Origin of the sequence: uncultured Jannaschia sp., from assembly GCF_947494025.1 — a bacterium.
Lineage (GTDB): Bacteria > Pseudomonadota > Alphaproteobacteria > Rhodobacterales > Rhodobacteraceae > Jannaschia.
This window is the reverse complement of sequence record NZ_CANLTQ010000013.1, coordinates 46060-68465: the sequence shown is the minus strand read 5'-3', so window position 1 is coordinate 68465 and position 22406 is coordinate 46060. Positions and strand designations below refer to the sequence as shown.

Here is a 22406-nt window from a genome sequence, read left to right as displayed (position 1 = left end):
AACGTCGGGCGGGATCAGTCCGGATGTCCCGGCGCCTTTCCCGAAGGGGCAGCATAAGGCCGCGTCACGTCGCGCAGCGTCACATCGAGACAGTCGCAAAGCACCTCGACCACCCCGTCGCCGGCGAAGGTCAGGCGCAGCGTGCCGTCCGCATCGGTTCCCGGCTCCCATTCCAAAGCGAGGAGCGACAGGACGGTGTCGGCGTCGCCGGGCACGATCCCCTGCCCGCGCACGCCCCGAACGTCGCCCGCGGAAAGCAGCGTCTGCACCCGTTCCATCCGGCGCGACCCGTGCTCCCAGCGGAAGCGGTTCAGAAGCATCGCGAAACGGCGCGCGGACTTCGTCCAGGTCATCTCCGTCGCAGGCAGAACCGCGTCCTGCACCAGCGCCGAGATCACCTGCAGATCCTCCGCATCCGTCGCCCAGAGCCGGAGCGGCCCGCCGCGCGCATCGTGGAACCGTGCATCCTCAGTCATTCGCCCTCACCCGTTCGATCCTCGCCCCCACGCCGCGCAGCTTCGCGACGACATGCTCGTAACCGCGGTCCAGATGGTAGACGCGGCTCACGGTCGTTTCCCCCTCGGCGGCCAGTCCGGCAAGGATCAGGCTCACGCTCGCGCGCAGGTCTGTCGCCATGACCGGCGCACCGCGCAGCCGTTCCACGCCGGTAACCGTCGCCTGCCCGCCCTGCACGTCGATGCACGCCCCCATCCGCACAAGCTCGGGCGCATGCATGAATCGGTTCTCGAAGATGCGTTCTTCGAGCACGCTCTTTCCCTCCGCCGTGCAAAGCAGCGCCATCATCTGCGCCTGCAGGTCGGTCGGAAAGCCCGGAAACGGCTCCGTCGCGACATCGACGGCACGCAACGCCCCGTTCGCGCGGCGGACGGTCAGGCCGGTCGCATCCTGTCGCACCTCCGCCCCGGCCGCCTCGATCCGCTCGCAGAATGCCTCCAGGAGGTCGCGCCGCCCGCCGCCGAGCGTCACCTCGCCGCCCGCGATCAGGGGGGCGAGCATGTAGGTGCCGAGCTCGATGCGGTCGGTGACGACCCGGTGCGTGGCGCCGTGCAGCCGGTCGACGCCCTGCACCTCGATCTCCGACGTCCCCTCGCCCGCGATCTGCGCCCCCATCGCGCGCAGGCAGCGGGCGAGGTCGACGATCTCCGGCTCCTGCGCGGCGTTGCGAAGCCGCGTCGTCCCGCGCGCGAGCGTCGCCGCCATCAGCGCGTTCTCGGTCGCCCCGACCGACACCAGCGGAAACTCCACATCGCCGCCGCGCAGCCCGCCCGCGGGCGCTTTCGCGTGGACGTAGCCGTCGCGCAGGTCGAGCTTGGCGCCCATCGCCTCCAGCGCCCGCAGGTGCAGGTCCACCGGCCGCGCGCCGATGGCGCAGCCGCCGGGCAGCGAGACGACCGCGTGACCGAGCCGCGCGAGCAGCGGGCCCAGCACGAGGATCGAGGCGCGCATCTTGCGCACGATCTCGTAATCCGCCCGATCGCCGTTCAGCGCGTGGCTCGACATGGCGAGGACCAGCCCGTCCGAAAGCGGGCTCACCTCCGCGCCGAGCGAGGCCAGAAGCCGCGACATGGTCCGAATGTCGGACAGCCGCGGCGCGTTGGTAAGCGTCAGCGGCTCCTCCGACAGCAACGTCGCGGGCATCAGCGTGAGGCAGGCGTTCTTCGCCCCCGCGATCGGGATCGTTCCCTCGAGCGCCCGTCCGCCGGTGACGTTGATGCTATCCATTCGCGTCCGTCTCCTGCCCGTCGTCCCCGGCCGGTGCGGGACTGTCGTCTTCCGCGGCCTCCGCCGCTGCCCGCCCGCGCTTCTGTGCCTTGCGCCGCGCCATGTTGGCCTTGAGGGCCGACTTCAGCCGGTCGTCCCGGGTCGGTTTCGCATCCGTGACCATCCGCGCCCCCATCGTTCCGGTCCCCATAGCCAATGCCCTGCCGAGGGTCCAGCGACCGACCGCGCGGGAAGCGTCAAAGGGGGTTGCGAGCGCCGAAGGTTCGGTCTAGTCCGCGCTCCGGACGCTGCTGTAGCTCAGAGGTAGAGCACTCCCTTGGTAAGGGAGAGGTCGAGAGTTCAATTCTCTCCAGCAGCACCATTCCGCCGCATCCCGTGGGTCCTGGCGTCAAAGCGTGGAGAGCACCGCCGCGTAGGCGATCGCCGCGCCGATGAATGGCCAGAACCGGCTTTCGCGCTCCTCCGGCAGCTCCTCCTTCAGCACGTTCAGCACGACCCCTCCGGCGAGGAACGCGAAAAGAAAGGCGATCCAGATCTCCGAAAGGTCGGCGAGGCCCCCGAGCGCCCAACCGGCCAGCACCGATCCGGCCAGGACCCAGCGGGCGACGTGGTCGTAGCGCGACTGATGATCCTGCCGCAGGCCGAAATCGTTCGTCACGAAATGCAGCGTCATCGCCGTCCCGTAGATCGCCAGCGACCGGAAGCTGGCCTCCTCGCGATTCAGCAGCAGGTAGCCGATGATCACGTTGTAGAGCGCGAAGGAGCCGATATGGAGCCAGAACGCCCAGGCCGTTGGATGCACACGGTCCGATCTCGCACGATGCGTCTTTATGGCCCGCTCCAGCCCGTAGAATGTCACGAGCCCCGCCAGCGCGAGGGAATAGACCATCGCCTCTGCGGTGGCTTCGTCGGTTCCGAGCTCCTCGGCAAAAAGGGCGCGGTGACTCGCGAGCTCCGGCAGGATGTGGAGGAAGACATAGGCCACCGCCACGCCTCCCGCGCCGGACAGCCACCGGCTGCGGGGCGTACGGTCGAGGATCGTGATCCAGCCGATGCCGATATGGACGAAGGCGAAAAGGCACGCGAAGATGAAGCTGGCAACGATCATGCCGATTCAATCCCGGGCCACGCCAACCGTTCCGCGCCCCCGGCTTCTCCGCTTTGTTGAATGGCCGCGATCACGGCCGCGTCACATCGTGATCGTGAAGCCAGCGATACGACTCGCCGAGCGCAGCGGGGCGTAACCGGTCGAGCCCCCGCAGCGCCGTATGCGCCGCCCATCGTCGCAGCCCCGAAAGATGGTAGTTCCGCGCGTTTCCCCGCGCCGCCCCGAGCGCTCGCGCCACGCGGGGACGGCGAACGCGCTCCCAGGCGGCCGGGTCGTCCAGCGACGCGGCCAGCGTCCAGGCATCCTCGAGCGCGAGGTTGGCCCCTTGCGCGAGGAACGGCAACGTCGGATGGGCGGCGTCGCCGATCAGCGTGCAGGCCCCGCGGTGCCAGCGCGGCGTCGCGCCGTGATCCATCAGACCCCAGAGATGGACCCGCCGGACACGGGCGAGCAACTCCGGCACCGGGTTCGCGAAACCCGCGAAGGCGCGGCGCAGGGCGTCGGGCGTGTCGCTCCGCGACCAGCCATCCGCGACCCACGCATCCCGCTCCTCCACCGCGACGAGGTTGAGCGCGGTGCCGTCCCGCAGGGGGTAGCAGAGGAGATGCCGGCCCGGCCCGGCATGGATGCGCGCTTCGCGTGGCCAGTCCGCGACCGGCACGACGGCGCGCCAGGCGACCTGTCCGGTGAAGGCGGGGCGATGATCGGGGGCGACGAAGGCCCGCGCCGCCCCGCGCACGCCGTCCGCACCGACGAGGCGGTCCGCCGCGAGGGTGCCGCCGTCCGACAGGCGCAACGCGCGCCCCCCGCGCTCCACGGTCTCGACCTTCGTGTCGAGACGCACGGTCACGCCCGCCGCGGCGGCCCGCGCGGCAAGGGCCGCGATCAGGTCGGCGCGATGCACGAAGCGGAAGCCGGGCCCCAAGGGGGTGCGAATGACGCTCCGTCCCGTCGGCCCGTCGACGAGATGGATGGCGGCGTTGTCGACCGCCCGCGGCGTCACGCCCAGCGCGTCGAGGACCCGCCCGCCATTCGGCGCGATCTGCAGCCCGGCTCCAACCTCCGAGAGCGCCGATGCCTGCTCAACAAGGGTGACGTCGCGGCCACGCAGGGCACAGGCGATGGCGCAGGCCAGCCCCGCGATGCCGCCGCCCAGGATCGTGACGGCGCCGTCCCGCGGCTCAGTCGTCGCGATGCACCTTCTCCCGGCGCTCATGCGTCTCCTGCGCCTCGACCGTCATCGTGGCGATCGGGCGCGCGTCGAGCCGCTTGAGCGAGATCGGCTCCCCGGTCTTCTCGCAATAGCCGTACTCGCCCTCCTCGATCCGCCGCAGGGCGGCGTCGATCTTGGCGATGAGCTTGCGCTGCCGGTCCCGGGTGCGCAGTTCGAGTGCGCGGTCCGTCTCCTCGGAGGCGCGATCGGCGATGTCGGGGATCGAGCGCGCCGCGTCCTGCAGCCCCTCGATCGTCCGCTCGGTCTCGTCCAGAAGGTCGTGTTTCCAGGCAAGGAGCTTGCGACGGAAATACTCCGTCTGCCGCTCGTTCATGAACGGTTCGCCCTCGGCGGGCGTGTAATCGTTCGGAAGAAAGTTTTCGGCTTTCATGTGCAGTCCCTCGGGCCGGCTCGTTGGGGGCGGGTCCGAGGCGGACCTCCATATCCGGCGCTTATGGCGGGCGCTTACAGGAGCGCGCCCGCGATGTCACGCCCCTGCGGGGGTCCTGTTGGCTCCGCCGGAGGCGGCTGTTACTGCGCGGGAAACGATGTCGGGCGAGGCCGCGGAATGACGCGATTTGAGGGAACGGGCGACTACGTGGCGACGGACGATCTCCGCGTCGCCGTCAACGCGGCGATCGCGCTGGAGCGACCGCTTCTCGTGAAAGGAGAGCCCGGCACCGGCAAGACCGAGCTCGCCCGGCAGGTGGCCGCCGCGCTCGGCGTGCCGATCCTCGAATGGGCGGTGAAGTCGACCACGCGCGCGCAGCAGGGCCTTTACGAATACGACGCCATAAGCCGCCTGCGCGACGGCCAGCTCGGCGACGAACGCGTCCACGACATCGCGAACTACATCCGCCGCGGCCGTCTCTGGCAGGCCTTCGAGGCCGAGCAACGCGTGGTTCTGCTCATCGACGAGATCGACAAGGCCGACATCGAGTTCCCGAACGACCTCCTGCAGGAGCTCGACCGGATGGAGTTCCACGTCTACGAGACCGGCGAGACGGTCCGGGCGCGACACCGGCCGATCGTCATCATCACCTCGAACAACGAGAAGGAGCTGCCCGACGCCTTTCTGCGGCGCTGCTTCTTCCATTACATCCGTTTTCCCGACGCCGAAACGCTGCGCCGGATCGTGGAGGTGCACCATCCCGGCCTGAAGCCCGCGCTGCTGACCGCGGCGCTCCAGCAATTCTTCGCGCTGCGCGACCAGCCGGGGCTGAAGAAGAAGCCTTCCACGTCGGAGATGCTGGACTGGCTGAAGCTGCTTCTCGCCGAGGACCTTTCGCCCGAGGACCTCCGGCACGACGGCGCGAACGCCCTGCCCCGGCTGCACGGCGCGCTCCTGAAGAACGAGCAGGACGTGCACCTCTTCGAGCGACCCGCCTTCATGGCCCGACGGGACTAGGCGCCGCGCGCCAGAGTCGGCGAAGCGCGATCCCGGCATCCGACAGCGACAGCATCGCCCGCCCCAAGCGCCCTGCCTGTCTGCGCATCACCGCGGAGCTTTCGCGATGGTCGCCCTGCTGCACCATTCCCTCATCGCAGATCGCCTCGATGACCGCGAGCTCCAGCGGACCGAGCTTCTCTCGCCATTTCCCGAGACTGGCCGAACTGATCGGTGCGCGCGCCGCGCCTTCGTGACGCGCGCGCCATTCCTTCCACGATGCCTGCGTCCGCTCGGCGCGGGCCCCGGGGGGTGCCGCCCGTCCGTCCCGCATGGCCGGGTCGATGTCCAGATCAGGCGCATGACATATCCGCTCGAGAACCGCGAATGGTGACGCGATCAGTTCCTCGTAGCCGACCATGGTTATCCGTGGATCGTGCATCGCCTCCGGCTCTCCTTCCCCCAGGGTGTCTCCAGAGCGGAAGCGGCCACGGCCCTCGGGTCTTGCCGCACGGGCAAGATGCGGGCGTCGGGAAACCATTCGGGAAGGCGCCGCCAGTATCGGTAATGCCCCGGAGTCTTCGCACCGGCCCGCCGTTTTCCGGCCTGCGCCGCGCAGGTGGCGAGCATTGCCGCGAAGGTGTCGCGGAACGTTGCGCCGTCGACCGGATCGGCCCGCCGGGCGACCTCCTCCGGCGCTAAACCCGGATCGTGAAACCGCGGCCAACCGATCAGATGTGTCCAGAATGCCGCCGGGTCGGCCGGTGCGTCGTGCGTTGCGGCACCGAACCGATCCGCCATCTTCATGAAGCGCGTTTCCGGTGGAACCGCGACCTGGGGATGAGCCCCCAATAGGGCCTGGACCAGCGTGGCTCCCGAGCGACCCGCTTCAACGATGAAGATCGGCGAGTCCAGCTTGACCAGAGCCATCCCGTTCCTCCGGAAGCTCGCGTCAGCATCTTATCGAGTCCGCATACAGACAACGCGAGGCATCCCCGCGCGTCACTGACGGCCCAAGGGAAACCTCGGCCGGTTTCGCGACCACTCCGGATTGACGGGTCTTCAGTAGTAACGGCCTGCCGTGCCCGGGCCCGCGGCCATGCAATACAATATCGTCAATCGGCGGGGGCCCGCCGCAAAGTCACCACATTCGCCGCCCAGAATCGACGCCGACGCACGAAGATGCGAACGGACAGGTATGGACAGACTTGCGATCGAGCTCCGGCCGGTGACGGTCTCCGACCGGGTGATCTGGGGCGAGCTCTGGACCGGCTATCTCGACTTCTACGAGACGCGCCTGCCCGAGCCCGTCCACGACACCGCCTTTGCCCGTCTCGTCTCGGACGACCCGGCCAGCTTCTCCGGCCTGATCGCCTGGTCCGGGGCGACGGCGGTGGGCCTCGTCCACTGGGTGCGGCATCCGCATATGTGGCGGCCCGAGGGCGTGATCTATCTGCAGGACCTCTTCACGACCCCCGAGGCGCGCGGACGCGGCGTGGCGCGGCGGCTGATCGAGGCGGTCTACGCCGACGCCGACCGGCAGGGCTGTCCGAAGGTCTACTGGCTCACGCAGGAGTTCAACTACGCGGGCCGGATGCTCTACGACCGGATCGGCCACCGCACTCCCTTCATCCGCTACGACCGACCCGGCTGATGCGGCGGACGCTCTCCACCCTCGCCGTCATGGTGCTGGCCGCCTGCGCCCCCGCCGCGCCGCAGGCCACGCGCGGGGCGGTGATGGCGGAGCGGGCGGACCTGCCGCCGCCGCGCCGCTTCACCGGCACGCCGGACCTGCCCGTTCCGATCCAGCCGAACGCGCAACTCGCACGGGATTTCATGGCGCTCAGCTTCCGGCTGGAAACCGGGGTGCGCCTCGACACCTTCACCCGGTTCGAGGGGCCGGTCACCGTCGCGGTGGAGGGACGGGGCCCGCTCCCGCCGACGCTCGACCCCGACCTCGACGACCTTCTCGAACGGCTCCGGACGGAGGCGGGAATCGAGATCGACCGGGCGGAACCGGGGAAAAAGGCGTCGATCACCGTGAGCGTCCTTCCCCGCGCAACGCTTGCGCGGCACGTCCCCGGCGCGGCCTGCTTCGTGGTGCCGCGGGTCAGCGGCTGGGCCGATTACCTCGCCCGGCGCAGATCCGACGCCGTCGACTGGACGACCCTCGCGACGCGCAGCCGCACCAGCGTGTTCCTTCCCGCCGACGTGAGCCCGCAGGAGATCCGTGACTGCCTGCACGAGGAGCTGGCGCAGGCACTCGGGCCGCTCAACGACCTTTACCGCCTGCCGCATTCGGTTTTCAACGACGACAACATGCATGTCGCGCTCACGGAGTACGACATGACGATCCTGCGGGCGACCTACGATCCCCGACTCGCCTCCGGCATGTCTTCCGCCGCGGTCGCCGCGCGCCTGCCGGCGATCCTTGCCGAGATAAATCCCCGTGGGCGGGACGGCGACGGGCCCGCGATCGCGGAATCCGATCCGGGCTGGACCGCAGCCCTTCGCGGCGCGCTCGACCCCGGCGGCGCCGACGCGACGCGGCTGACCGACGCGCGGCGCGCCGTGACGATGGCGGAGACGGCCGGCTGGGGCGACGGGCGGCTCGCGATGTCCCATCTCGCCCGCGGCCGCGCCGCCCTGTCGCTCGACGGCGACGAGGCCGTGGCCGCATTCCTCGCGGCCGAAAGGGCCTACGAACGCGCTTTCGGCGAAGGCCTCCAGACGGCGCAGATCACGGTGCAAATGGTGGCCTTCGCGCTTTCCTCGGGTCAGGCGGACGTCGCGCTGCCGGCGCTTGACCGCGCGATCCCCGCGGCCCGTGGCGGGCAGAACGCGGCGCTTCTCGCCACGCTCCTGTTGATGCGGGCGGAGGCGATCGGGATGCTGGGCGATGTCGTCGAGGCGCGCGCGGTACGGCGCGAGGGACTCGCCTGGGGCCGCTACGCCTGGGGCGACGCCGTGCTGCTTCGGCAGACGGCCGAGGTTGCGAGCCTGCGTCCGGCGGCGTAAAGCGCGGCCATGCTGCCCCTCCTCACCGCTCTTCTCGGCGCCGTGCTCGGCGCGTTCACAGCCCGGCGCCGGCGGGGCAACGGCTTCGACATCGCGCAATACGCGGCGGTCTGGGCGGTGATCGGCGGGCTTCTGGGCTATCTCGCGCTGCTCGTGCTCGTCCGGCTCTGACCGGGAGGCGCGATGTTCCTGCGCTTCTTCGAACTCCTCAGGGCCGCCGGCGTCCCCGTCTCGCTGCGCGAGCATCTGGCCTTTCTCGACGGCATGGCCGCGGGCCTCGTCACCTGCGACGTGGAGGGCTTCTACTACCTCGCCCGTGCCACGCTGGTGAAGGACGAGCGGCACATCGACCGCTTCGACCGCTCCTTCGCCCAGGCGTTCGAAGGACTCGAGCAGGTCTCCGTCGACGCCATGCTCGAGGCCGTCGACCTGCCGGCCGACTGGCTCGCGAAGCAGGCGGAGCTTCACCTGACCCCGGAGGAGCGGGCCGGAATCGCGGCGGCGGGCGGCTTCGACACGCTGATGGCGACGCTGCGCGAACGGCTGCGCGACCAGCACGATCGCCATCAAGGCGGCTCCCGATGGATCGGCACCGCCGGAACCTCCCCGTTCGGCGCCTACGGCTACAACGCGGAAGGCGTCCGCGTCGGCCAGGACCGGAGCCGGCACCAACGGGCGGTAAAGGTCTGGGACCGGCGCGAGTTCCGCAACCTCGACGACAATGTCGAGCTCGGAACGCGCAACATCAAGGTCGCGCTGAAACGCCTGCGCGCCTGGGCGCGGGAGGGCGCGGCCGATGAGCTCGACCTCGACGGCACGATCCGCTCCACGGCGAAGGCCGGCTACCTCGACGTCAAGACCCGGCCCGAGCGGCGGAACGCGGTGAAGCTGCTTCTTTTCCTCGATGTCGGCGGCTCGATGGACCCGTATGTGAAAGTCGTGGCGGAGCTGTTCTCCGCCGCCCGGACCGAGTTCCGCACGATGGAGCATTTCTACTTTCATAATTGCCTTTACGACGGCGTATGGCGCGACAATCGCCGGCGGTGGAGCGCGGTCACGCCGACGCGGGAGGTGTTCAACACCTATGGGCCCGACTACCGCTGCATCTTCGTGGGCGACGCCGCCATGTCGCCCTACGAGATCGCCGTGCCGGGCGGCGCCAACGAGCACTGGAACCCGGAGGCGGGGCAGATCTGGCTCGAACGGGCGCGCGCGCAGTGGAGCCGCAACCTCTGGATCAACCCGCTGCCGCGCGAACACTGGGACCACACGCAGTCGGTCGGGATGATCCGCGAGATCTTCGAGGGCCGGATGGTGCCGATGACGCTCGAGGGGCTGGCGCGGGGGATGCGGCTGCTGACCCGCTGAGGGATGGCGTATCCGTCGGGCCCGTCGACGAAGCGCCGGCGCCGATCCTTGCGCCCTGACGAATCGTGTATTCGTCAATCTCCTTGACGAATTGCGCCTTTCATCCGCAGGCGCGTCCCGCGACGCCCCGCCCTGTTCCCTTCGCGCGCCGCCGGCCCCATATGTCGGACGATGCTGAAGCTTCCCGCCCTCCTTCTCGCGCTCGGCTACGGGCTCGTCATGTGGTTCTTCTCCGCCTGGCGCCTGAAGCGCGAGATGAACGAATCCTCCACCCCGCTCCGCGACACGCATCTCGACGCGGTGTTCGGACGGATGGCGAAGGTGCTCGACGTGCCGCGGATCAAGGTGAACGTGCACGAGGTGCAGCCAGTGAACGGGCTCGCCGCACCGGACGGACGCATCTTCCTCACGCGCGGGTTCCTCGACAAGTTCAAGACCGGCGGCGTCACCGCGGAAGAGCTGGCGAGCGTCGTGGCGCACGAGCTGGGCCATGTCGCGCTCGGCCATTCGCGTCGGCGGCTCATCGACTTCTCGGGCCAGAACGCGATCCGCGTGGTGCTGATGGGCGTGCTCGGCCGGGTCATCCCCGGGATCGGACCGATGCTCGCGAACGCGCTCGCCTCGCTCGTCGCCGCGCGGCTGTCGCGGCAGGACGAGTACGAGGCCGACGCCTATGCCAGCGCGCTTCTCGTCAAGTCGGGCATCGGGACCGAGCCGCAGAAATCGCTGTTCCGCAAGCTCGACAAGATGCACGGCGCGGGCGGGCGCGGCATGCCGGCCTGGCTCCTGAGCCATCCCAAGAGCGAGGAGCGGATCGCGGCGATCGAGGCGAACGAAGCGCGCTGGCGGATCGAGGGCTGAGCCTCTGGACGCGGGCCGTCCGCTCCGGCAGATCCGGGGCATGAGCGCCGCGACCCCCGACATCCTTTGCATCGGCTCCGTCCTGTGGGACGTGATCGGCCGGTCCAACGCCCATATGGAACGCGGCTCGGACGTGCCGGGCCGCATCGTGCGCCTGCCCGGCGGGGTGGCGCTCAACATCGCGATGGCCGCGCGCGCCTACGGGATGACGCCGGCGCTCCTGTCCTGCGTGGGACGCGACGCGGCGGGCGACGAACTCGTCGCGGCGCTCGAACGGCTCGGCCTCGTCACCGAAACGCTCTACCGCTCCGAGGACCTGCCCACCGACATCTACATGGCGGTCGAGGGCGGAAACGGCCTGATCGCCGCCATCGCCGACGCGCATTCGCTCGAGGCGGCGGGGGAGAAGGTGCTGCGCCCGCTCGACGGACCGGCCTTCCGCGGCCCGATCGCGGTGGACGGCAACCTGACGCAGGACCTCCTCGCGCGGATCGCGGAGCGGGCCGACCTGCGCCAGGCCGACCTGCGCCTCGCTCCCGCCTCGCCGGGCAAGGCGGAGCGGCTGCTGCCGTTCCTCGAACACCCCTCCGCCACGCTCTACGTCAATCTCGAGGAGGCCGGGCTCCTGCTCCACGCGCCGCAGGACGATGCGGCGCGGGCGGCGGAGGCCCTGCGTGCGCGCGGCCTTCACCGTGCGCTGGTGACGGACGGCCCCCGGCTCGCCGCCTGCGCGCATCCGGGCGGCGTCGAGACGCGCGCCCCGCGCGAGGTGATGGTGACGCGCGTCACGGGGGCCGGGGACACGTTCATGGCCGCCCACATCGCGGCGGAGACGCAGGGAATGAACGTGGCCCAGGCGCTCGATCGCGCGCTCGAGGCCGCGGCGACCTACGTATCGGGCGACACCTACTGATCGCGCCCCGCCGGTGTCGCTGGCACCGAACCGACCGCGGCGACGGCGCGGCGCGACGGCTCGACGGGCGCGTGTCCAATGGCTTGTTCGCGCTCCGCGCCCGTCCTATGTCGGGGCGGCACCACACGGAACGATTTTTCCATGCAACTCGGCGACGAAACGCCATCGCGCCCGCCGCGTCCCGGCCTGTTCGCCCGGCTGAGGAACAATTTCCTCACCGGCCTGATCGTGATCGCGCCGATCGGGCTGACGTTCTGGCTCATCTGGTCGGTGATCGGCTGGATCGACGGCTGGGTCCTGCCCTTCGTGCCGGCGCGATACCGTCCCGATATCTGGCTCCTGCAGAAATTCGGCCTCGACCTCGACATCCGCGGGATCGGCGTGGGGTTCTTTCTCCTCTTCACACTCATCGTGGGTTGGGCGGCAAAGGGCATCATCGGCCGCTCGATTCTGCGCTTCGCGGAAAACCTCGTGCAGACCATGCCGATCGTCCGCTCCGTCTACGGGGGCCTGAAGCAGATCGCCGAGACGATCCTCGCGCAAGACCAGTCGAGCTTCGAGCAGGCCTGCCTCGTGGAATATCCCCGTCGCGGCATCTGGGCGATCGGCTTCGTCTCGACAACCGCCAAGGGCGAGATCGCCGCGCGGGCGGAGGTTCCCATGCTGTCGATCTTCCTTCCCACAACACCGAACCCGACCTCGGGCTTTCTGCTGCTCGTCCCCGAAGACGACGTGGTGATCCTCGACATGAGCGTGGAGGACGCGGCCAAGCTCGTGATCTCGGCCGGTCTCGTCTATCCGGGCGAGAAGGGGGCCCGGGACCGGGTGCCCGATCTCGAACCCGCGGACTGACGACGCTACCGGGCGGACGGTCTCTCGCTGCGGACGCGCGTTCCGCTTCGTCGGTTAGGCGAAAGGCGTCGCCCGTGCCACATTGCCCTGCTCCGCGACCTCAGGCCGTGCTGTCGGAGGGGCGGCGGTATTCGGCGTCGTGCACGTGGTCGATCCGCTCCTGCAGGTCCGAGGGCAGGCGGTCGACGCGGAGCATGACCTTGCCATCATGGGCATCGGCAATGTGGTCCGGCCCGATCTCGATCTCGCCGTAGCCCTCGATATACACGATCAGGCGGTCCGGCTTCACGTCGCGCACGGCTCCGATGCCGGTTTCGCCGTCCTTCACGAAGAGTTCGTCCTCGACTCGAATGCTGGACAGGGGCATGGCAATCTCTCCTCGATACGTTGTGGGCCCGCGCGCGGAACGCGGCGCCCTGATCTCCGTGACCAACGCGCGCGGGGCCTCGCGGGTTCGCGCAAAAGCGACGGTCCCGCCTGCCCGCTGCGTTTCGGTCAGGCCGGTCCGAGCGCGCCCACCCGCGCCGCGAAATCCTCGCCCCGCCGTTCGAAGTTGTCGTACTGGTCGAAGCTCGCCGCCGCGGGGGCCAAAAGAACCGTCTCCCCCGGCTGCGCGTCCGCCGCGGCGCGTGCGACGGCCGTGGCCATGTCCGTGCAGATCACCGCCTCCACCCCCGGTCCGAGGGCCAGCGCGAAGGCCTCGGCCTCGCGCCCGATCACATAGGCGCGGACGACATGGCCCAGATGCGGCCGCAATCCGCCGAGCCCGCCCTCCTTCATCAGCCCGCCGCAGATCCAGCGGATGCGGTCGAAGGCCTGTAGCGCCTGCGCGGCGGCGTCCACGTTGGTGGCCTTGGAATCGTTGACGAAGGCCACCCCGCCCCGCTCCGCGACCCGTTGCGAACGATGCGGCAGGCCGGGATAGGAGCGCAGCCCCGCCTCGATCTCGCGCGGGGCGAGGCCAAGGGCACGGGAAGCGGCCCAGGCGGCGCAGGCATTCTGGTGGTTGTGCCGTCCCGGCAGGCCGGCCACATCGCGCAGATCCACGCTCGCGATCTGCCGTTCCTTGCGATGTTCGGCGAGCCAGCCCTTCCGTGCCGTGACGCGCCAGCCCGCGCCGGAAAGCCTACCGGTGGAGATGCGGATGACGCGGTCGTCGCCGGGCGCCTCCTGCATCTGGTTGGCGAGGAACCGCCCCTCGTCCTCGTCCACGCCGACCACGGCACGGTCCGGCCCGCCCTCCGCGAAAAGGCGGCGCTTGGCGGCGAAGTATCCCCCCGGCCCCGCGTGGCGGTCGAGATGGTCGGGGGAAAGGTTGGTCAGCACCGCGATGTCGGGCGTCAGCGAGCGGGCGAGTTCGGTCTGGTAGCTCGACAGCTCCAGCACGACCACATCCTCCTCTCCCGGCGGGTCGAGGTCGAGCACCCCGCGCCCGATATTTCCGGCGAGATGGGCGGTGCGCCCCGCATGGGTCAGGATGTGGTGCAGCAGCGCGGAGGTGGTGGACTTGCCGTTCGACCCGGTGATCGCGACCGTCCGGGGCGGCGCGCCGTCCCGGCCCAACGAGCGGAAGAACAGGCCGATGTCGTTGTCCACGGTCACGCCCGCGTCCCAGGCGGCGCGGATCGCCGGATGCGGCGCGGGATAAAGATGCGGGATGCCGGGGGACGTGATGAGGGTGACGACCCCTTCGAGCGCTTCGGGTCGCGCGAGATCGCGAATCGTGAAGCCCTCGGCCTCCGCCGCCGCCCGGCCGGCCGGCCCGTCGTCCCAGGCGACGACCTCCGCCCCGCCCGCCCGGAGCGCGCGCGCCGCCGTCAGGCCCGAGCGCCCGAGGCCCAGCACGGCCACCGTCGCGCCGGCGAATCCCGGCACCGGGATCATTCCGCGTTCATCCGCATCTCGCGTCCCATCTGCTTCAATGCCTCCCAGGGCGACGGCTCCAGTACCGGAAAGCGCGGTCCCTCGAGGTAGCCCTGCACGACGGGGATCGCGAGGATCGCCGCGCCGACGAGCAAGGCCGCCGCGCCCCACCGTGCCGCCGTTTCGGCCAGCGAGAGCGGCGGTCGCGCGCGCGAGGTGCGCCGGCCGAGATAGCGAGCGAGGAGCTTCACGGCGACCTTACCGCACCTTCAGCGTGGCGAGGCCGATCAGCGCGAGGATCAGCGCGATGATCCAGAACCGGATCACCACCTGCGGCTCGGCCCAGCCCTTCTTCTCGAAATGGTGGTGGATCGGCGCCATCAGGAAGACCCGCTTGCCCGTCGACTTGAAGTAGGCGACCTGAATGATGACCGACAGCGCCTCCACCACGAAAAGGCCGCCGATGATCGCCCAGACCAGCTCGTGCTTGGTGACGACCGCGATCGTGCCGAGCGCGCCGCCGAGCGCGAGCGACCCCGTGTCCCCCATGAACACCGCCGCGGGCGGCGCGTTGTACCACAGGAAGCCGAGCCCTCCGCCGATGAGCCCAGCGCAGAAGATCAGAAGCTCCCCCGTGCCCGGCACGTAATGGACCTCGAGATAATCGGTGAAGTCGACCCGCCCCACGGCGTAGGAGATCACGCCCAGCGTTCCGGCCGCGATCATCACCGGCATGATGGCGAGCCCGTCGAGCCCGTCGGTCAGGTTCACCGCGTTGGCGGAGCCCACGATGACCAGCATCACGAAGGGCAGGTAGAACCACGACAGGTTCAGAAGCACGTTCTTGAAGACCGGGACGGCGAGTTGCGCCTCGAGCTCCGCGGGATGGACGAAGAGCGCCACGAGCGCGGCGACGAGGCCGATCAGGAACCCGAGCCCCAGCCGCACCCGGCCAGGCACGCCGTGGGTGTTGCCGGCGCTGACCTTCGCGTAGTCGTCGACGAAACCGATCGCGCCGAAGCAGATCGTGACGCCGAGGACGAGCCAGACATAGGCGTTGTCGAGCCGCCCGAACATCAGCGTCGCCACCGTCACCGCCCCGAGGATCAGCACGCCCCCCATGGTCGGCGTGCCGGCCTTGACGAAATGCGTCTGCGGCCCGTCCGTGCGGATCGGCTGCCCGCGCCGCTGCCGCTTGCGAAGCAGGTCGATCAGCGGCCGGCCGAACAGGAACCCGAAGATGAGCGCGGTGAAAAAAGCGCCGCCCGCCCGGACGGTGATGTAGTTGAAGAGGTTGAACACACCTCCGCCGTCCGAGAATGTGGTGAGCCAGTAGAACATCTCTCAGGCCTTCCGTTCGGTCTCGCCCAGGGCGCGAAGCCCGTCGACCAGCATCGTCATCCGCATCGACAGGGAGCCCTTCACGAGGATCGCGTCGCCGGGCCGGACCATCTCGCGCAGGTGGCGGGCCATCCGCGTCGCATCGGCCTCGTGATGGCCGCGCTGGTTCGGATCGAGCGCATCGTGCAGGCCCCGCATTAGCGGACCGACCGTGTGCACGACGTCGATCCGCTCGATCGCCGGATGCCGGGCGAGCGCGCGATGCAGGGACGGCCCGGTGGGGCCGAGCTCGCGCATGTCGCCCAGGATCGCGATCCGCCGCGCGCGCCGGGGCACCTCGGTCGTGGCGAGCAAATCGAGCGCGGCGCCGACGCTCGACGGGTTGGCGTTGTAGCTGTCGTCGATCAGGTCGACGGGCGGGGCGTCCGGGTGCAGCATCACCGCATGCCGGCGGCCGCGGCCCTCGGACGGGGTCCAGTCGGCAAGGCGCAGCGCCGCGCGCGCCACATCGCCGCCGAGCGCGTGAACGGCGGCCAGCACCGCCATCGCGTTGGGGGCGAAATGCGCGCCGGGCGCGCCGATCCGCAGCATCATGTCGCCCAGCGGCGTCGCCGCCGCGCAGGTCGTGCTGTCGGCATTGGCGTTGACCTCCACGATCCGCCAGACGGCGTGTTCCGCCCGACCGAAGGACACGCCCCCCGGTTGCGCCAGAATATCCGTCATTTCGGTATCGGCGCTCCAGATCGCCGTGCCGCCGGGCCCAAGCCCCTCGAAGATTGACGCCTTTTCCCGCGCGATGCCCGCGAGCCCGTCCGGGAACGCCTCCAGATGGACGGGCCCGACATTCGTCACCACCGCCACGTCCGGGGCGGCGAGCCGAACGAGCGGCGCGATCTCGCCCGGGTGGTTCATGCCGATCTCGACGATGCCGTACTGGCATTCCCGCGGCATGTTCGCGAGTGTCAGCGGCACGCCCCAATGGTTGTTGTAGGACTTGATCGCGGCGTGGGTGACGCCCTGCGCGGCGAGCACGTGGCGCAGCATGTCCTTCGTGGAGGTCTTGCCGACGCTGCCGGTGACGGCGACGAGACGCGCCGCGGTGCGGGCGCGGCCGGCCCGGCCGAGCGCCTCGAGCGCGGCTTGGACGTCGTCGACGACGAGAAGGGGCGCGTCCTCGCACCCTTCGGGCACCCGCGACACCAGAGCGGCCGCCGCGCCCGCCGCGAGCGCGGCGCGGACGTAGTCGTGCCCGTCGCGCACCGCGTTCAGCGCCACGAACATCTCGCCGGGCCAGATCGCCCGGCTGTCGATGGCGAGCGGTCCCGCCACCCAGTCGCCCTGCGCGCGTCCCCCCGTGGCGTCGGCGGCGTCGGCCGCCGTCCAGAGGCTCATGCCCGTCCCTCCAGCGCCGCCACCGAGATCGACGCCTGCTCCGCATCGTCGAAGGGCAGCACCATGTCGCCCACGATCTGCCCGGTCTCGTGCCCCTTGCCCATGACGAGGAGCGCGTCGCCCGGCTCCAGCATGCCGGCGCCGCAAAGGATGGCCTCCGCCCGGTCGCCGATCTCCGTCGCGTCGGGCGCGCCCTCGCGGACCGCCCGGCGGATCGCCGCAGGGTCCTCGCCGCGGGGATTGTCGTCGCTCACGATGACCACGTCGGCATGCGCGGCGGCCGCCCGGCCCATCAGCGGCCGCTTGCCCCGGTCGCGGTCGCCGCCGGCACCGACGAGGGCGACAATCCGGCCCATCACATGCGGGCGCAGCGCGGCGAGCGCGGTGGCCACGGCATCGGGCGTGTGGGCGTAGTCGACGAAGATGGCGGCCCCGCTCTCGCGTCGGGCGGCGAGCTGCATCCGGCCCCGGACGCCTTCGAGCCGCGGCAGGGCGGCGAAGACCGCCTCCGGCGCCTCGCCCCCCGCGATCACGAGACCGGCCGCCACAAGGGCGTTGGCCGTCTGGAAGCCGCCGATCAGATCGAGGCGCGCATTGTGGGCCTGCCCCTGCCAGCGGAACAGAACCTCCTGCCCGGTCGTGTCGAAGCGCTGGCCCGTCAGGCGCAGGCGCGCGGCTTCGTTGCGGCCGACGCCGATCACCTCCTGTCCCCGGCTCTCGCAGGCGGCGGCGAGGTCGGGGCCGCGCGGGTCGTCGAGATTGACCACCGCGATCCCGTCGCCGGGCAGCACGCGGTCGAACAGGCCCGCCTTGGCGGCGAAGTAGCTCCCCATGTCGCCGTGGTAATCGAGGTGATCCTGCGTCAGGTTGGTGAAGCCCGCCGCGGCGAGACGGACCGCCTCGAGCCGCCGCTGATCGAGCCCGTGGGACGACGCCTCCATCGCCGCGTGGGTCACGCCGAAGGCCGCCATCTCGGCCAGAAGCGCGTGCAGCGTGATGGGTTCGGGCGTGGTGTGGAGCGCCGGGGCGTGGAACGCGCCCTCCACCCCGGTCGTGCCGATATTGGCCGCGGCGAGACCGAGCGCTTCCCAGATCTGGCGGGTGAAGCTCGCCACGCTGGTCTTGCCGTTGGTCCCCGTCACCGCGACCATCAGCTCGGGCTGGCTGCCGGCCATGAGCGCGGCGGCGAAGGCGAGCGCGGCGCGCGGATCCTCCACCACCACGGCCGGGGCGTCCGCGGGGATCATCCGCGCGCCGGCCGGATCGGTCAGGATCGCACGCGCCCCCCGGGCCAACGCGTCGGCCGCGAATCGCGCGCCGTGGGTTGCGTGGCCGGGCAGCGCGGCGAAGAGGTCGCCCGCGCGGACCTTGCGGTTATCCACGGCGAGACCCGTCACGGCGAGGTCCGCGGGGCCGGTCAGGCCAAGCTCGGAAAGAAGCTTCTGCATCGGTTCTGTCTCCCGCCGGCGGGCCTAGCGCGGCCCGTCGCGCGCGTCCATCACTGCCCGGTCGCGCTGGCCAGATAGGCGCCGAACGCCTCCGAACCGGCATCGAAATCGGGCCGCAAGCCAAGAAGGGGGGCAATCCGGCGAACGATCTCGGCGGCGACCGGCACCGCGGTCCAGCCGGCGGTCCGCCGCGCCTCGCCCGCCGCCTCGATCTCCGGCTCGTCGAGGGTCACGACGAGGACGTAGGCGGGGTCCTGCGCGGGGAAGACGCCGGCGAACGTCGTGATGACCTTGTCGTTGTAATAGCCCCCCGTCGGGCTCGGCTTGTCGGCGGTGCCGGTCTTGCCGCCGACGCGGTAGCCCTCGACCTCCGCGAGCGAGGCGGTGCCGCGCGTCACCACCTGACGCAGCATGTGGCGTGCCTCCGCCGAGACACGCGGGGCGACGATGCGGGGGCCGGGCTCCGGCGGGGTTTCGCGCGCGAGGATCGTGGGCGTGACCCGCGTGCCCCCGCCGAGAAGCGAGGCATAGGCGGTGGCGAGGTGCAGCGGCGAGGCCGAAAGGCCGTGGCCGTAGCTGACGGTGGCCGTCGTGATGTCGGGCCAGCGCGTGGGAACGATGGGCTTCGCGCCCGGCGCCTCGGTCAGCTCCACCGGCGTCGGGGCGAAGAAGCCGAGCGATTCGAGGAACGCCTGTTGACGCGCCGCCCCGATGTCGAGCGCCATGCGCGCCGTGCCCCGGTTCGAGGATTCGACGATCACGTCGGTGACCGACAGGCGCGGTCCGTAATCGTGGAAGTCGCGGATCGGGAAGCGGTTGACGCGTAGCGGACCCGACGTGTCGATCATCGTGGCGGCATTTGTCAGGCCGAGCTCGAGCGACTGCGCGACGGCGAAGATCTTGAAGGTGGAGCCGAGCTCGTAGACGCCCTGTACCGCGCGGTTGAAGAGCGGGTCGTCGCCCCGGTCCCCTTCGACGAGGATCTGGGGGCGGTCGTTCGGGTCGAAATCCGGCAAGCTCGCCATCGAGACGATCTCGCCCGTCCGCGCGTCCATCAGGATGGCGGCGGCGCCTTTGGCTCCCATCAGGTCCATGCCCGAAGCCAGCACCCGCTCCACAGCGGTCTGCACCGAAAGGTCGAGCGACAGGCGCAGCGGCGCGCCCTCGCGGGCGGGGTCGCCGAGATACTCGTCGAAGACCGCCTCCACGCCGGCCACGCCCCGGATCTCGGCGGCGCGGACGTCCTGCTCGCCGTAGCGCGCGCCGCCCAGGACATGCGCGGCCAGGGGGCCGTTCGGATAAACCCGCATCTCCCGGCGCCCGAACAGAAGGCCCGGCTCGCCCAGGTCGAACACGGCCTGCTGCTGCTCGGGCGAGATGTTTCCCTTGAGCCAGTAGAACTTGGAGCCCGAAGTGAAGCGGCGTGCCCAGGTCTCGGCATCCATGCCGGGAAACACGCTGGCCAGCCCCTCGGCGGCGGCAGCGGGATCGACCATCTTGTGCGGCTGCGCGTAGAGCGCGGTGGCCGACACGTTCGTGGCGAGCACCCGCCCCTCGCGGTCGGTGATGTCGGCGCGCTCGGAAACGATCCCCGCCCCGGCGAGCCCCCCCGTCGCGGGCTCGTGCGCCTCGGAGGCGGAGATCGCGCCCATCTTCGCGCCGATCACGGAAAAGCCGAAGACGAAGCAGATCGCCGTGAACTTGATCCGGCGTTCCGCCCGCCGGCGGGTCTTCTCGGGATTCTCGCGCACGGGGGCGGAGCGCGGCGGCGCGACCGTGGGCGTGACGGGCACGAAGGGGTCGGTGGCGACGACGCGCCGGCGGCTGAACGGAAGTCTCACGGCAGCTGCTCTCCATCGCGGGCCGGGGCGGGCGGCGCGACGGGATCGCGCTCCTCCCCCGGCCGGTGGTTCATCACGATCACCCCGTCGATCTCCGTCTCCAGCGCGCGGGACGCCCAGTCGAAGCCCAGCTCGCGCGGGCCGGTCGTGGCGGGATAGGCGACCTGATCGGTCTGGGCGAAATGGTCGGCGGACAGGGGCACGAGGCCCAGCAGCTCGAAGTTCATCTCGGCCAGCTCGTGGAGGCGGTCGGGGCGGTTCAGGTAGGCCCATTCGGCGCGCAGCATGGAAAGCTCCTGGTGCCGGGTGCCGATGTCGCGCTCGAGCCGGGCCACCTGACGCTCAAGCGCGCGGGTCCCGTAGCCCGAACCGTAGGCCCAGAAGGCGAGGCCGATCACCGCACAGATCGACAGGGCGTAGATCAGACCGCGCATCAATTCGCCTCCAGTCGTACGGGATCGGGCAGGCCGAGCGCCCGGCGCGGCACGGAGCCTGCGGGCGCGTCGGTTCGGCGGGCGAGGCGCAGCCGGGCGGAACGGGCGCGCGGGTTGCGCGCGACCTCTGCCTCGCTCGGGGCGATCGCCTTGTGCGTCACGGCGAAGGCCGGCTTGCGGGCCTCGCGCACGGGGGCGTGCCGGCTGCCCCCGCCGCCGGCATCGGCGCGATCGGCGAGGAAGCGCTTGACCGCGCGGTCCTCGACCGAATGGAAGGTCACGACGGCGAGCCAGCCACCGGGGGCGAGCGCGCGCTCGGCCGCCGAAAGCCCCTCGGCCAGCTCTCCGAACTCGTCGTTCACGGCGATGCGGATCGCCTGGAAGCTGCGCGTGGCGGGATGCGACTGGCCGGGCTTCGCGCGCGGCAGGCAGCCCGCGACGGTCTCGGCCAGATCCGCGGTCGTCGCGAAGGGCGCCTCCGTCCGGCGACGCACGATGGCGCGGGCGATGCGCCGTGCCGCCCGCTCCTCGCCGTAGCGGTGCAGGATGTCCGCGAGCGTCCCCTCGGGCAGCGTGTTGACGAGTTCGGCCGCATTCGGGCCAGCATCCCCCATCCGCATGTCGAGCGGTCCGTCGCGCAGAAAGGAGAAGCCGCGATCGGCCTCGTCGAGCTGCATGGAGGAAACGCCGAGGTCGAGCACGACGCCGTCGAGGTCATGCGCCGCCGCATCCATGTTCGAGAACACGTCCTGCACCAGCGTCACGCGATCCTCCGAGTAGCTTCTTGCCCAGTCGCGGGCCATCCGGTGCGCGAGCGGATCCCGGTCGAGGCCCACGATCCTGTCCGCGCCCGCGTCCAGAAGCCCCCGCGCATAGCCGCCCGCCCCCATCGTGCCGTCGAGCCAGATGCCGCGCACCGGCGTTACCGCTTCAAGGATCGCGTCGAGGAGGACGGGGACATGGGGTGCGTCGGAGCCGGCCATCGTTCAGTCCACCGGCCGGCGCTTGCGCGGCAGGAGGCTCGCGATCGACGTGCCCTCGGGCAGCGTGCCGAGAAGCGCGGCGAGCGGATCCACCGATTCCTGCGGCGCGTCCGGCGAATGGATGCGGAAGGTCTTGCCCATGCCGGCGAAAACGGCCTCCCCGTCGACGCCGACGCGGTCGCGCAGCGATTTCGACAGGATCAGGCGGCCGCTGTCGTCGATGGTCAGCGTGTCGGCATGGCGGAAGTAATAGGCGTTGAGCGCCGGCAGGAGCGGGTCGTTCTCCTCCATCTCGTCGAGGAGATCGGCGATTTCCTCGAACGAGGCCATCGAATGGCAGGTGAGCCAGGGCTCCCGCGGGTCGCCGTAGAGGACATGGACACGCGGATTGGTGCCGGGATCGCGGTCGGGGTCCCCACGGTCCAGCACGCGACGGAACTCGGCGGGGATGGAGACCCGGCCCTTCGCGTCCACCTTGTGGGTGCTCGTGCTGGTGAAGCGCTGCTTCAAGACCGCTCCTCGCCTGAGCCGCCCGACGGCCCGTTGGTTTCGCCGCGCACGCCCGAGGAAGGGCGCGCGACAGAAAAGGGCGAACCGGGGTCTGCCAACCCGGTCCGCCCTATTTCCCCGTCGAACGGACC

The 22406-nt window shown here is 70.6% G+C and carries 26 protein-coding genes and 1 tRNA gene; 9 read left to right on the top strand and 18 right to left on the bottom strand.

All coding sequences use genetic code 11. From position 1 onward, the window contains the following. Positions 1 to 14 precede the first annotated feature (14 nt). The 3 genes from Q1B08_RS14290 to Q1B08_RS14280 are packed head-to-tail and all read right to left on the bottom strand — an operon-like array spanning position 15 to position 1933. Complete coding sequence (locus tag Q1B08_RS14290) at positions 15 to 476, bottom strand: DUF2948 family protein (protein ID WP_299820163.1); 462 nt, start codon at positions 474 to 476, stop codon at positions 15 to 17. Then, positions 469 to 1743, bottom strand: a complete 1275-nt coding sequence (gene murA, locus Q1B08_RS14285; RefSeq protein ID WP_299820160.1) for a UDP-N-acetylglucosamine 1-carboxyvinyltransferase — start codon at positions 1741 to 1743, stop codon at positions 469 to 471. The genes Q1B08_RS14290 and murA overlap by 8 nt, the downstream gene beginning before the upstream one ends. After that, complete coding sequence (locus Q1B08_RS14280; protein ID WP_299820157.1) at positions 1736 to 1933, bottom strand: hypothetical protein; 198 nt, start codon at positions 1931 to 1933, stop codon at positions 1736 to 1738. The genes murA and Q1B08_RS14280 overlap by 8 nt, the downstream gene beginning before the upstream one ends. 96 nt (positions 1934 to 2029) lie before the next feature. Between Q1B08_RS14280 and Q1B08_RS14275 the strand changes: the two genes are divergently transcribed. Next, positions 2030 to 2104 (top strand) — tRNA-Thr (locus Q1B08_RS14275). 27 nt (positions 2105 to 2131) lie between these two features. On the opposite strand, the gene Q1B08_RS14270 is transcribed toward Q1B08_RS14275, so the two are convergent. The 3 genes from Q1B08_RS14270 to dksA all read right to left on the bottom strand — a co-directional run bounded on the left by Q1B08_RS14270 (position 2132) and on the right by dksA (position 4455). Continuing rightward, positions 2132 to 2851 (bottom strand): hypothetical protein, encoded by a 720-nt coding sequence (locus Q1B08_RS14270; protein ID WP_299820154.1) that lies wholly within the window; start codon positions 2849 to 2851, stop codon positions 2132 to 2134. A 70-nt stretch (positions 2852 to 2921) separates the two neighbouring features. Then, entirely contained in the window at positions 2922 to 4067 is a 1146-nt protein-coding gene (locus Q1B08_RS14265) for an FAD-dependent monooxygenase (protein WP_299820151.1), read from the bottom strand. Beyond that, positions 4033 to 4455 (bottom strand): RNA polymerase-binding protein DksA, encoded by a 423-nt coding sequence (gene dksA, locus Q1B08_RS14260; protein WP_299820148.1) that lies wholly within the window; start codon positions 4453 to 4455, stop codon positions 4033 to 4035. Before dksA ends, Q1B08_RS14265 begins: the two co-directional genes overlap by 35 nt. 177 nt (positions 4456 to 4632) lie before the next feature. Here dksA and Q1B08_RS14255 point away from each other — a divergent pair, with 177 nt between their 5' ends. Beyond that, on the top strand, positions 4633 to 5472 hold the full coding sequence (locus Q1B08_RS14255; protein WP_299820145.1) for a MoxR family ATPase: 840 nt from the start codon (positions 4633 to 4635) through the stop codon (positions 5470 to 5472). Here the strand turns inward: Q1B08_RS14255 and Q1B08_RS14250 are convergent. Both Q1B08_RS14250 and Q1B08_RS14245 read right to left on the bottom strand, forming a co-directional pair. Further along, positions 5453 to 5893 carry a hypothetical protein gene (locus Q1B08_RS14250; protein WP_299820142.1) on the bottom strand — a complete coding sequence of 147 codons (441 nt, stop codon included), beginning with the start codon at positions 5891 to 5893 and terminating at the stop codon, positions 5453 to 5455. The genes Q1B08_RS14255 and Q1B08_RS14250 overlap by 20 nt on opposite strands. After that, positions 5875 to 6381, bottom strand: a complete 507-nt coding sequence (locus Q1B08_RS14245; RefSeq protein ID WP_299820139.1) for a sulfotransferase — start codon at positions 6379 to 6381, stop codon at positions 5875 to 5877. Before Q1B08_RS14245 ends, Q1B08_RS14250 begins: the two co-directional genes overlap by 19 nt. A gap of 268 nt (positions 6382 to 6649) precedes the next feature. Here Q1B08_RS14245 and Q1B08_RS14240 point away from each other — a divergent pair, with 268 nt between their 5' ends. The 7 genes from Q1B08_RS14240 to Q1B08_RS14210 all read left to right on the top strand — a co-directional run bounded on the left by Q1B08_RS14240 (position 6650) and on the right by Q1B08_RS14210 (position 12463). Further along, positions 6650 to 7105, top strand: a complete 456-nt coding sequence (locus Q1B08_RS14240; protein WP_299820136.1) for a GNAT family N-acetyltransferase — start codon at positions 6650 to 6652, stop codon at positions 7103 to 7105. Continuing rightward, the gene (locus tag Q1B08_RS14235) at positions 7105 to 8469 is read left to right on the top strand and encodes a DUF2927 domain-containing protein (protein ID WP_299820133.1); all 1365 of its coding nucleotides are present in this window, start codon (positions 7105 to 7107) and stop codon (positions 8467 to 8469) included. Before Q1B08_RS14240 ends, Q1B08_RS14235 begins: the two co-directional genes overlap by 1 nt. Positions 8470 to 8478: 9 nt before the next feature. After that, positions 8479 to 8640 carry a hypothetical protein gene (locus tag Q1B08_RS14230; RefSeq protein ID WP_299820130.1) on the top strand — a complete coding sequence of 54 codons (162 nt, stop codon included), beginning with the start codon at positions 8479 to 8481 and terminating at the stop codon, positions 8638 to 8640. A 12-nt stretch (positions 8641 to 8652) separates the two neighbouring features. Continuing rightward, positions 8653 to 9837, top strand: a complete 1185-nt coding sequence (locus Q1B08_RS14225) for a VWA domain-containing protein (RefSeq protein WP_299820128.1) — start codon at positions 8653 to 8655, stop codon at positions 9835 to 9837. Positions 9838 to 10008: 171 nt separating this feature from the next. Then, on the top strand, positions 10009 to 10698 hold the full coding sequence (locus Q1B08_RS14220; RefSeq protein WP_299820125.1) for a M48 family metallopeptidase: 690 nt from the start codon (positions 10009 to 10011) through the stop codon (positions 10696 to 10698). Positions 10699 to 10738: 40 nt separating this feature from the next. Then, positions 10739 to 11611, top strand: coding sequence for a PfkB family carbohydrate kinase (locus Q1B08_RS14215; protein WP_299820122.1), 873 nt, complete (start codon positions 10739 to 10741; stop codon positions 11609 to 11611). A gap of 141 nt (positions 11612 to 11752) precedes the next feature. Beyond that, complete coding sequence (locus Q1B08_RS14210) at positions 11753 to 12463, top strand: DUF502 domain-containing protein (RefSeq protein ID WP_299820119.1); 711 nt, start codon at positions 11753 to 11755, stop codon at positions 12461 to 12463. 100 nt (positions 12464 to 12563) lie between these two features. Here the strand turns inward: Q1B08_RS14210 and Q1B08_RS14205 are convergent, their stop codons facing one another. From Q1B08_RS14205 to Q1B08_RS14160, 10 genes are all read right to left on the bottom strand, one after another. Beyond that, complete coding sequence (locus tag Q1B08_RS14205; protein ID WP_299820116.1) at positions 12564 to 12830, bottom strand: hypothetical protein; 267 nt, start codon at positions 12828 to 12830, stop codon at positions 12564 to 12566. A 128-nt stretch (positions 12831 to 12958) separates the two neighbouring features. Next, the gene (gene murD / locus Q1B08_RS14200) at positions 12959 to 14347 is read right to left on the bottom strand and encodes a UDP-N-acetylmuramoyl-L-alanine--D-glutamate ligase (protein ID WP_299820114.1); all 1389 of its coding nucleotides are present in this window, start codon (positions 14345 to 14347) and stop codon (positions 12959 to 12961) included. After that, positions 14344 to 14577 carry a hypothetical protein gene (locus tag Q1B08_RS14195; protein WP_299820112.1) on the bottom strand — a complete coding sequence of 78 codons (234 nt, stop codon included), beginning with the start codon at positions 14575 to 14577 and terminating at the stop codon, positions 14344 to 14346. Before Q1B08_RS14195 ends, murD begins: the two co-directional genes overlap by 4 nt. Positions 14578 to 14584: 7 nt before the next feature. Beyond that, positions 14585 to 15667: a phospho-N-acetylmuramoyl-pentapeptide-transferase gene (gene mraY, locus Q1B08_RS14190; protein ID WP_299820110.1), complete on the bottom strand. Its 1083-nt coding sequence runs from the start codon at positions 15665 to 15667 to the stop codon at positions 14585 to 14587. A 3-nt stretch (positions 15668 to 15670) separates the two neighbouring features. Continuing rightward, complete coding sequence (murF, locus tag Q1B08_RS14185; RefSeq protein WP_299820107.1) at positions 15671 to 17059, bottom strand: UDP-N-acetylmuramoyl-tripeptide--D-alanyl-D-alanine ligase; 1389 nt, start codon at positions 17057 to 17059, stop codon at positions 15671 to 15673. Continuing rightward, the gene (locus tag Q1B08_RS14180) at positions 17056 to 18507 is read right to left on the bottom strand and encodes a UDP-N-acetylmuramoyl-L-alanyl-D-glutamate--2,6-diaminopimelate ligase (protein WP_299820105.1); all 1452 of its coding nucleotides are present in this window, start codon (positions 18505 to 18507) and stop codon (positions 17056 to 17058) included. Before Q1B08_RS14180 ends, murF begins: the two co-directional genes overlap by 4 nt. 50 nt (positions 18508 to 18557) lie before the next feature. Next, positions 18558 to 20348, bottom strand: coding sequence for a penicillin-binding protein 2 (locus Q1B08_RS14175; protein WP_299820103.1), 1791 nt, complete (start codon positions 20346 to 20348; stop codon positions 18558 to 18560). Next, a complete protein-coding gene (locus tag Q1B08_RS14170) occupies positions 20345 to 20782 on the bottom strand; it encodes a cell division protein FtsL (RefSeq protein ID WP_299820101.1) in 438 nt (145 codons plus the stop codon). Before Q1B08_RS14170 ends, Q1B08_RS14175 begins: the two co-directional genes overlap by 4 nt. Further along, positions 20782 to 21765 (bottom strand): 16S rRNA (cytosine(1402)-N(4))-methyltransferase RsmH, encoded by a 984-nt coding sequence (gene rsmH, locus Q1B08_RS14165; RefSeq protein ID WP_299820099.1) that lies wholly within the window; start codon positions 21763 to 21765, stop codon positions 20782 to 20784. The genes Q1B08_RS14170 and rsmH overlap by 1 nt, the downstream gene beginning before the upstream one ends. A gap of 3 nt (positions 21766 to 21768) precedes the next feature. Beyond that, complete coding sequence (locus Q1B08_RS14160; protein WP_299820096.1) at positions 21769 to 22275, bottom strand: cell division/cell wall cluster transcriptional repressor MraZ; 507 nt, start codon at positions 22273 to 22275, stop codon at positions 21769 to 21771. Between the last annotated feature and the right edge of the window lie 131 nt (positions 22276 to 22406).

Bases quoted from the DNA above. Each gene is read 5' to 3' on its own strand.
- Q1B08_RS14290 (WP_299820163.1), bottom strand. From the start codon at position 476: ATGACTGAGGATGCACGGTTCCACGATGCGCGCGGCGGGCCGCTCCGG.
- murA (WP_299820160.1), bottom strand. From the start codon at position 1,743: ATGGATAGCATCAACGTCACCGGCGGACGGGCGCTCGAGGGAACGATC.
- Q1B08_RS14280 (WP_299820157.1), bottom strand. From the start codon at position 1,933: ATGGGGACCGGAACGATGGGGGCGCGGATGGTCACGGATGCGAAACCG.
- Q1B08_RS14270 (WP_299820154.1), bottom strand. From the start codon at position 2,851: ATGATCGTTGCCAGCTTCATCTTCGCGTGCCTTTTCGCCTTCGTCCAT.
- Q1B08_RS14265 (WP_299820151.1), bottom strand. From the start codon at position 4,067: ATGAGCGCCGGGAGAAGGTGCATCGCGACGACTGAGCCGCGGGACGGC.
- dksA (WP_299820148.1), bottom strand. From the start codon at position 4,455: ATGAAAGCCGAAAACTTTCTTCCGAACGATTACACGCCCGCCGAGGGC.
- Q1B08_RS14255 (WP_299820145.1), top strand. From the start codon at position 4,633: ATGACGCGATTTGAGGGAACGGGCGACTACGTGGCGACGGACGATCTC.
- Q1B08_RS14250 (WP_299820142.1), bottom strand. From the start codon at position 5,893: ATGCACGATCCACGGATAACCATGGTCGGCTACGAGGAACTGATCGCG.
- Q1B08_RS14245 (WP_299820139.1), bottom strand. From the start codon at position 6,381: ATGGCTCTGGTCAAGCTGGACTCGCCGATCTTCATCGTTGAAGCGGGT.
- Q1B08_RS14240 (WP_299820136.1), top strand. From the start codon at position 6,650: ATGGACAGACTTGCGATCGAGCTCCGGCCGGTGACGGTCTCCGACCGG.
- Q1B08_RS14235 (WP_299820133.1), top strand. From the start codon at position 7,105: ATGCGGCGGACGCTCTCCACCCTCGCCGTCATGGTGCTGGCCGCCTGC.
- Q1B08_RS14230 (WP_299820130.1), top strand. From the start codon at position 8,479: ATGCTGCCCCTCCTCACCGCTCTTCTCGGCGCCGTGCTCGGCGCGTTC.
- Q1B08_RS14225 (WP_299820128.1), top strand. From the start codon at position 8,653: ATGTTCCTGCGCTTCTTCGAACTCCTCAGGGCCGCCGGCGTCCCCGTC.
- Q1B08_RS14220 (WP_299820125.1), top strand. From the start codon at position 10,009: ATGCTGAAGCTTCCCGCCCTCCTTCTCGCGCTCGGCTACGGGCTCGTC.
- Q1B08_RS14215 (WP_299820122.1), top strand. From the start codon at position 10,739: ATGAGCGCCGCGACCCCCGACATCCTTTGCATCGGCTCCGTCCTGTGG.
- Q1B08_RS14210 (WP_299820119.1), top strand. From the start codon at position 11,753: ATGCAACTCGGCGACGAAACGCCATCGCGCCCGCCGCGTCCCGGCCTG.
- Q1B08_RS14205 (WP_299820116.1), bottom strand. From the start codon at position 12,830: ATGCCCCTGTCCAGCATTCGAGTCGAGGACGAACTCTTCGTGAAGGAC.
- murD (WP_299820114.1), bottom strand. From the start codon at position 14,347: ATGATCCCGGTGCCGGGATTCGCCGGCGCGACGGTGGCCGTGCTGGGC.
- mraY (WP_299820110.1), bottom strand. From the start codon at position 15,667: ATGTTCTACTGGCTCACCACATTCTCGGACGGCGGAGGTGTGTTCAAC.
- murF (WP_299820107.1), bottom strand. From the start codon at position 17,059: ATGAGCCTCTGGACGGCGGCCGACGCCGCCGACGCCACGGGGGGACGC.
- Q1B08_RS14180 (WP_299820105.1), bottom strand. From the start codon at position 18,507: ATGCAGAAGCTTCTTTCCGAGCTTGGCCTGACCGGCCCCGCGGACCTC.
- Q1B08_RS14170 (WP_299820101.1), bottom strand. From the start codon at position 20,782: ATGCGCGGTCTGATCTACGCCCTGTCGATCTGTGCGGTGATCGGCCTC.
- rsmH (WP_299820099.1), bottom strand. From the start codon at position 21,765: ATGGCCGGCTCCGACGCACCCCATGTCCCCGTCCTCCTCGACGCGATC.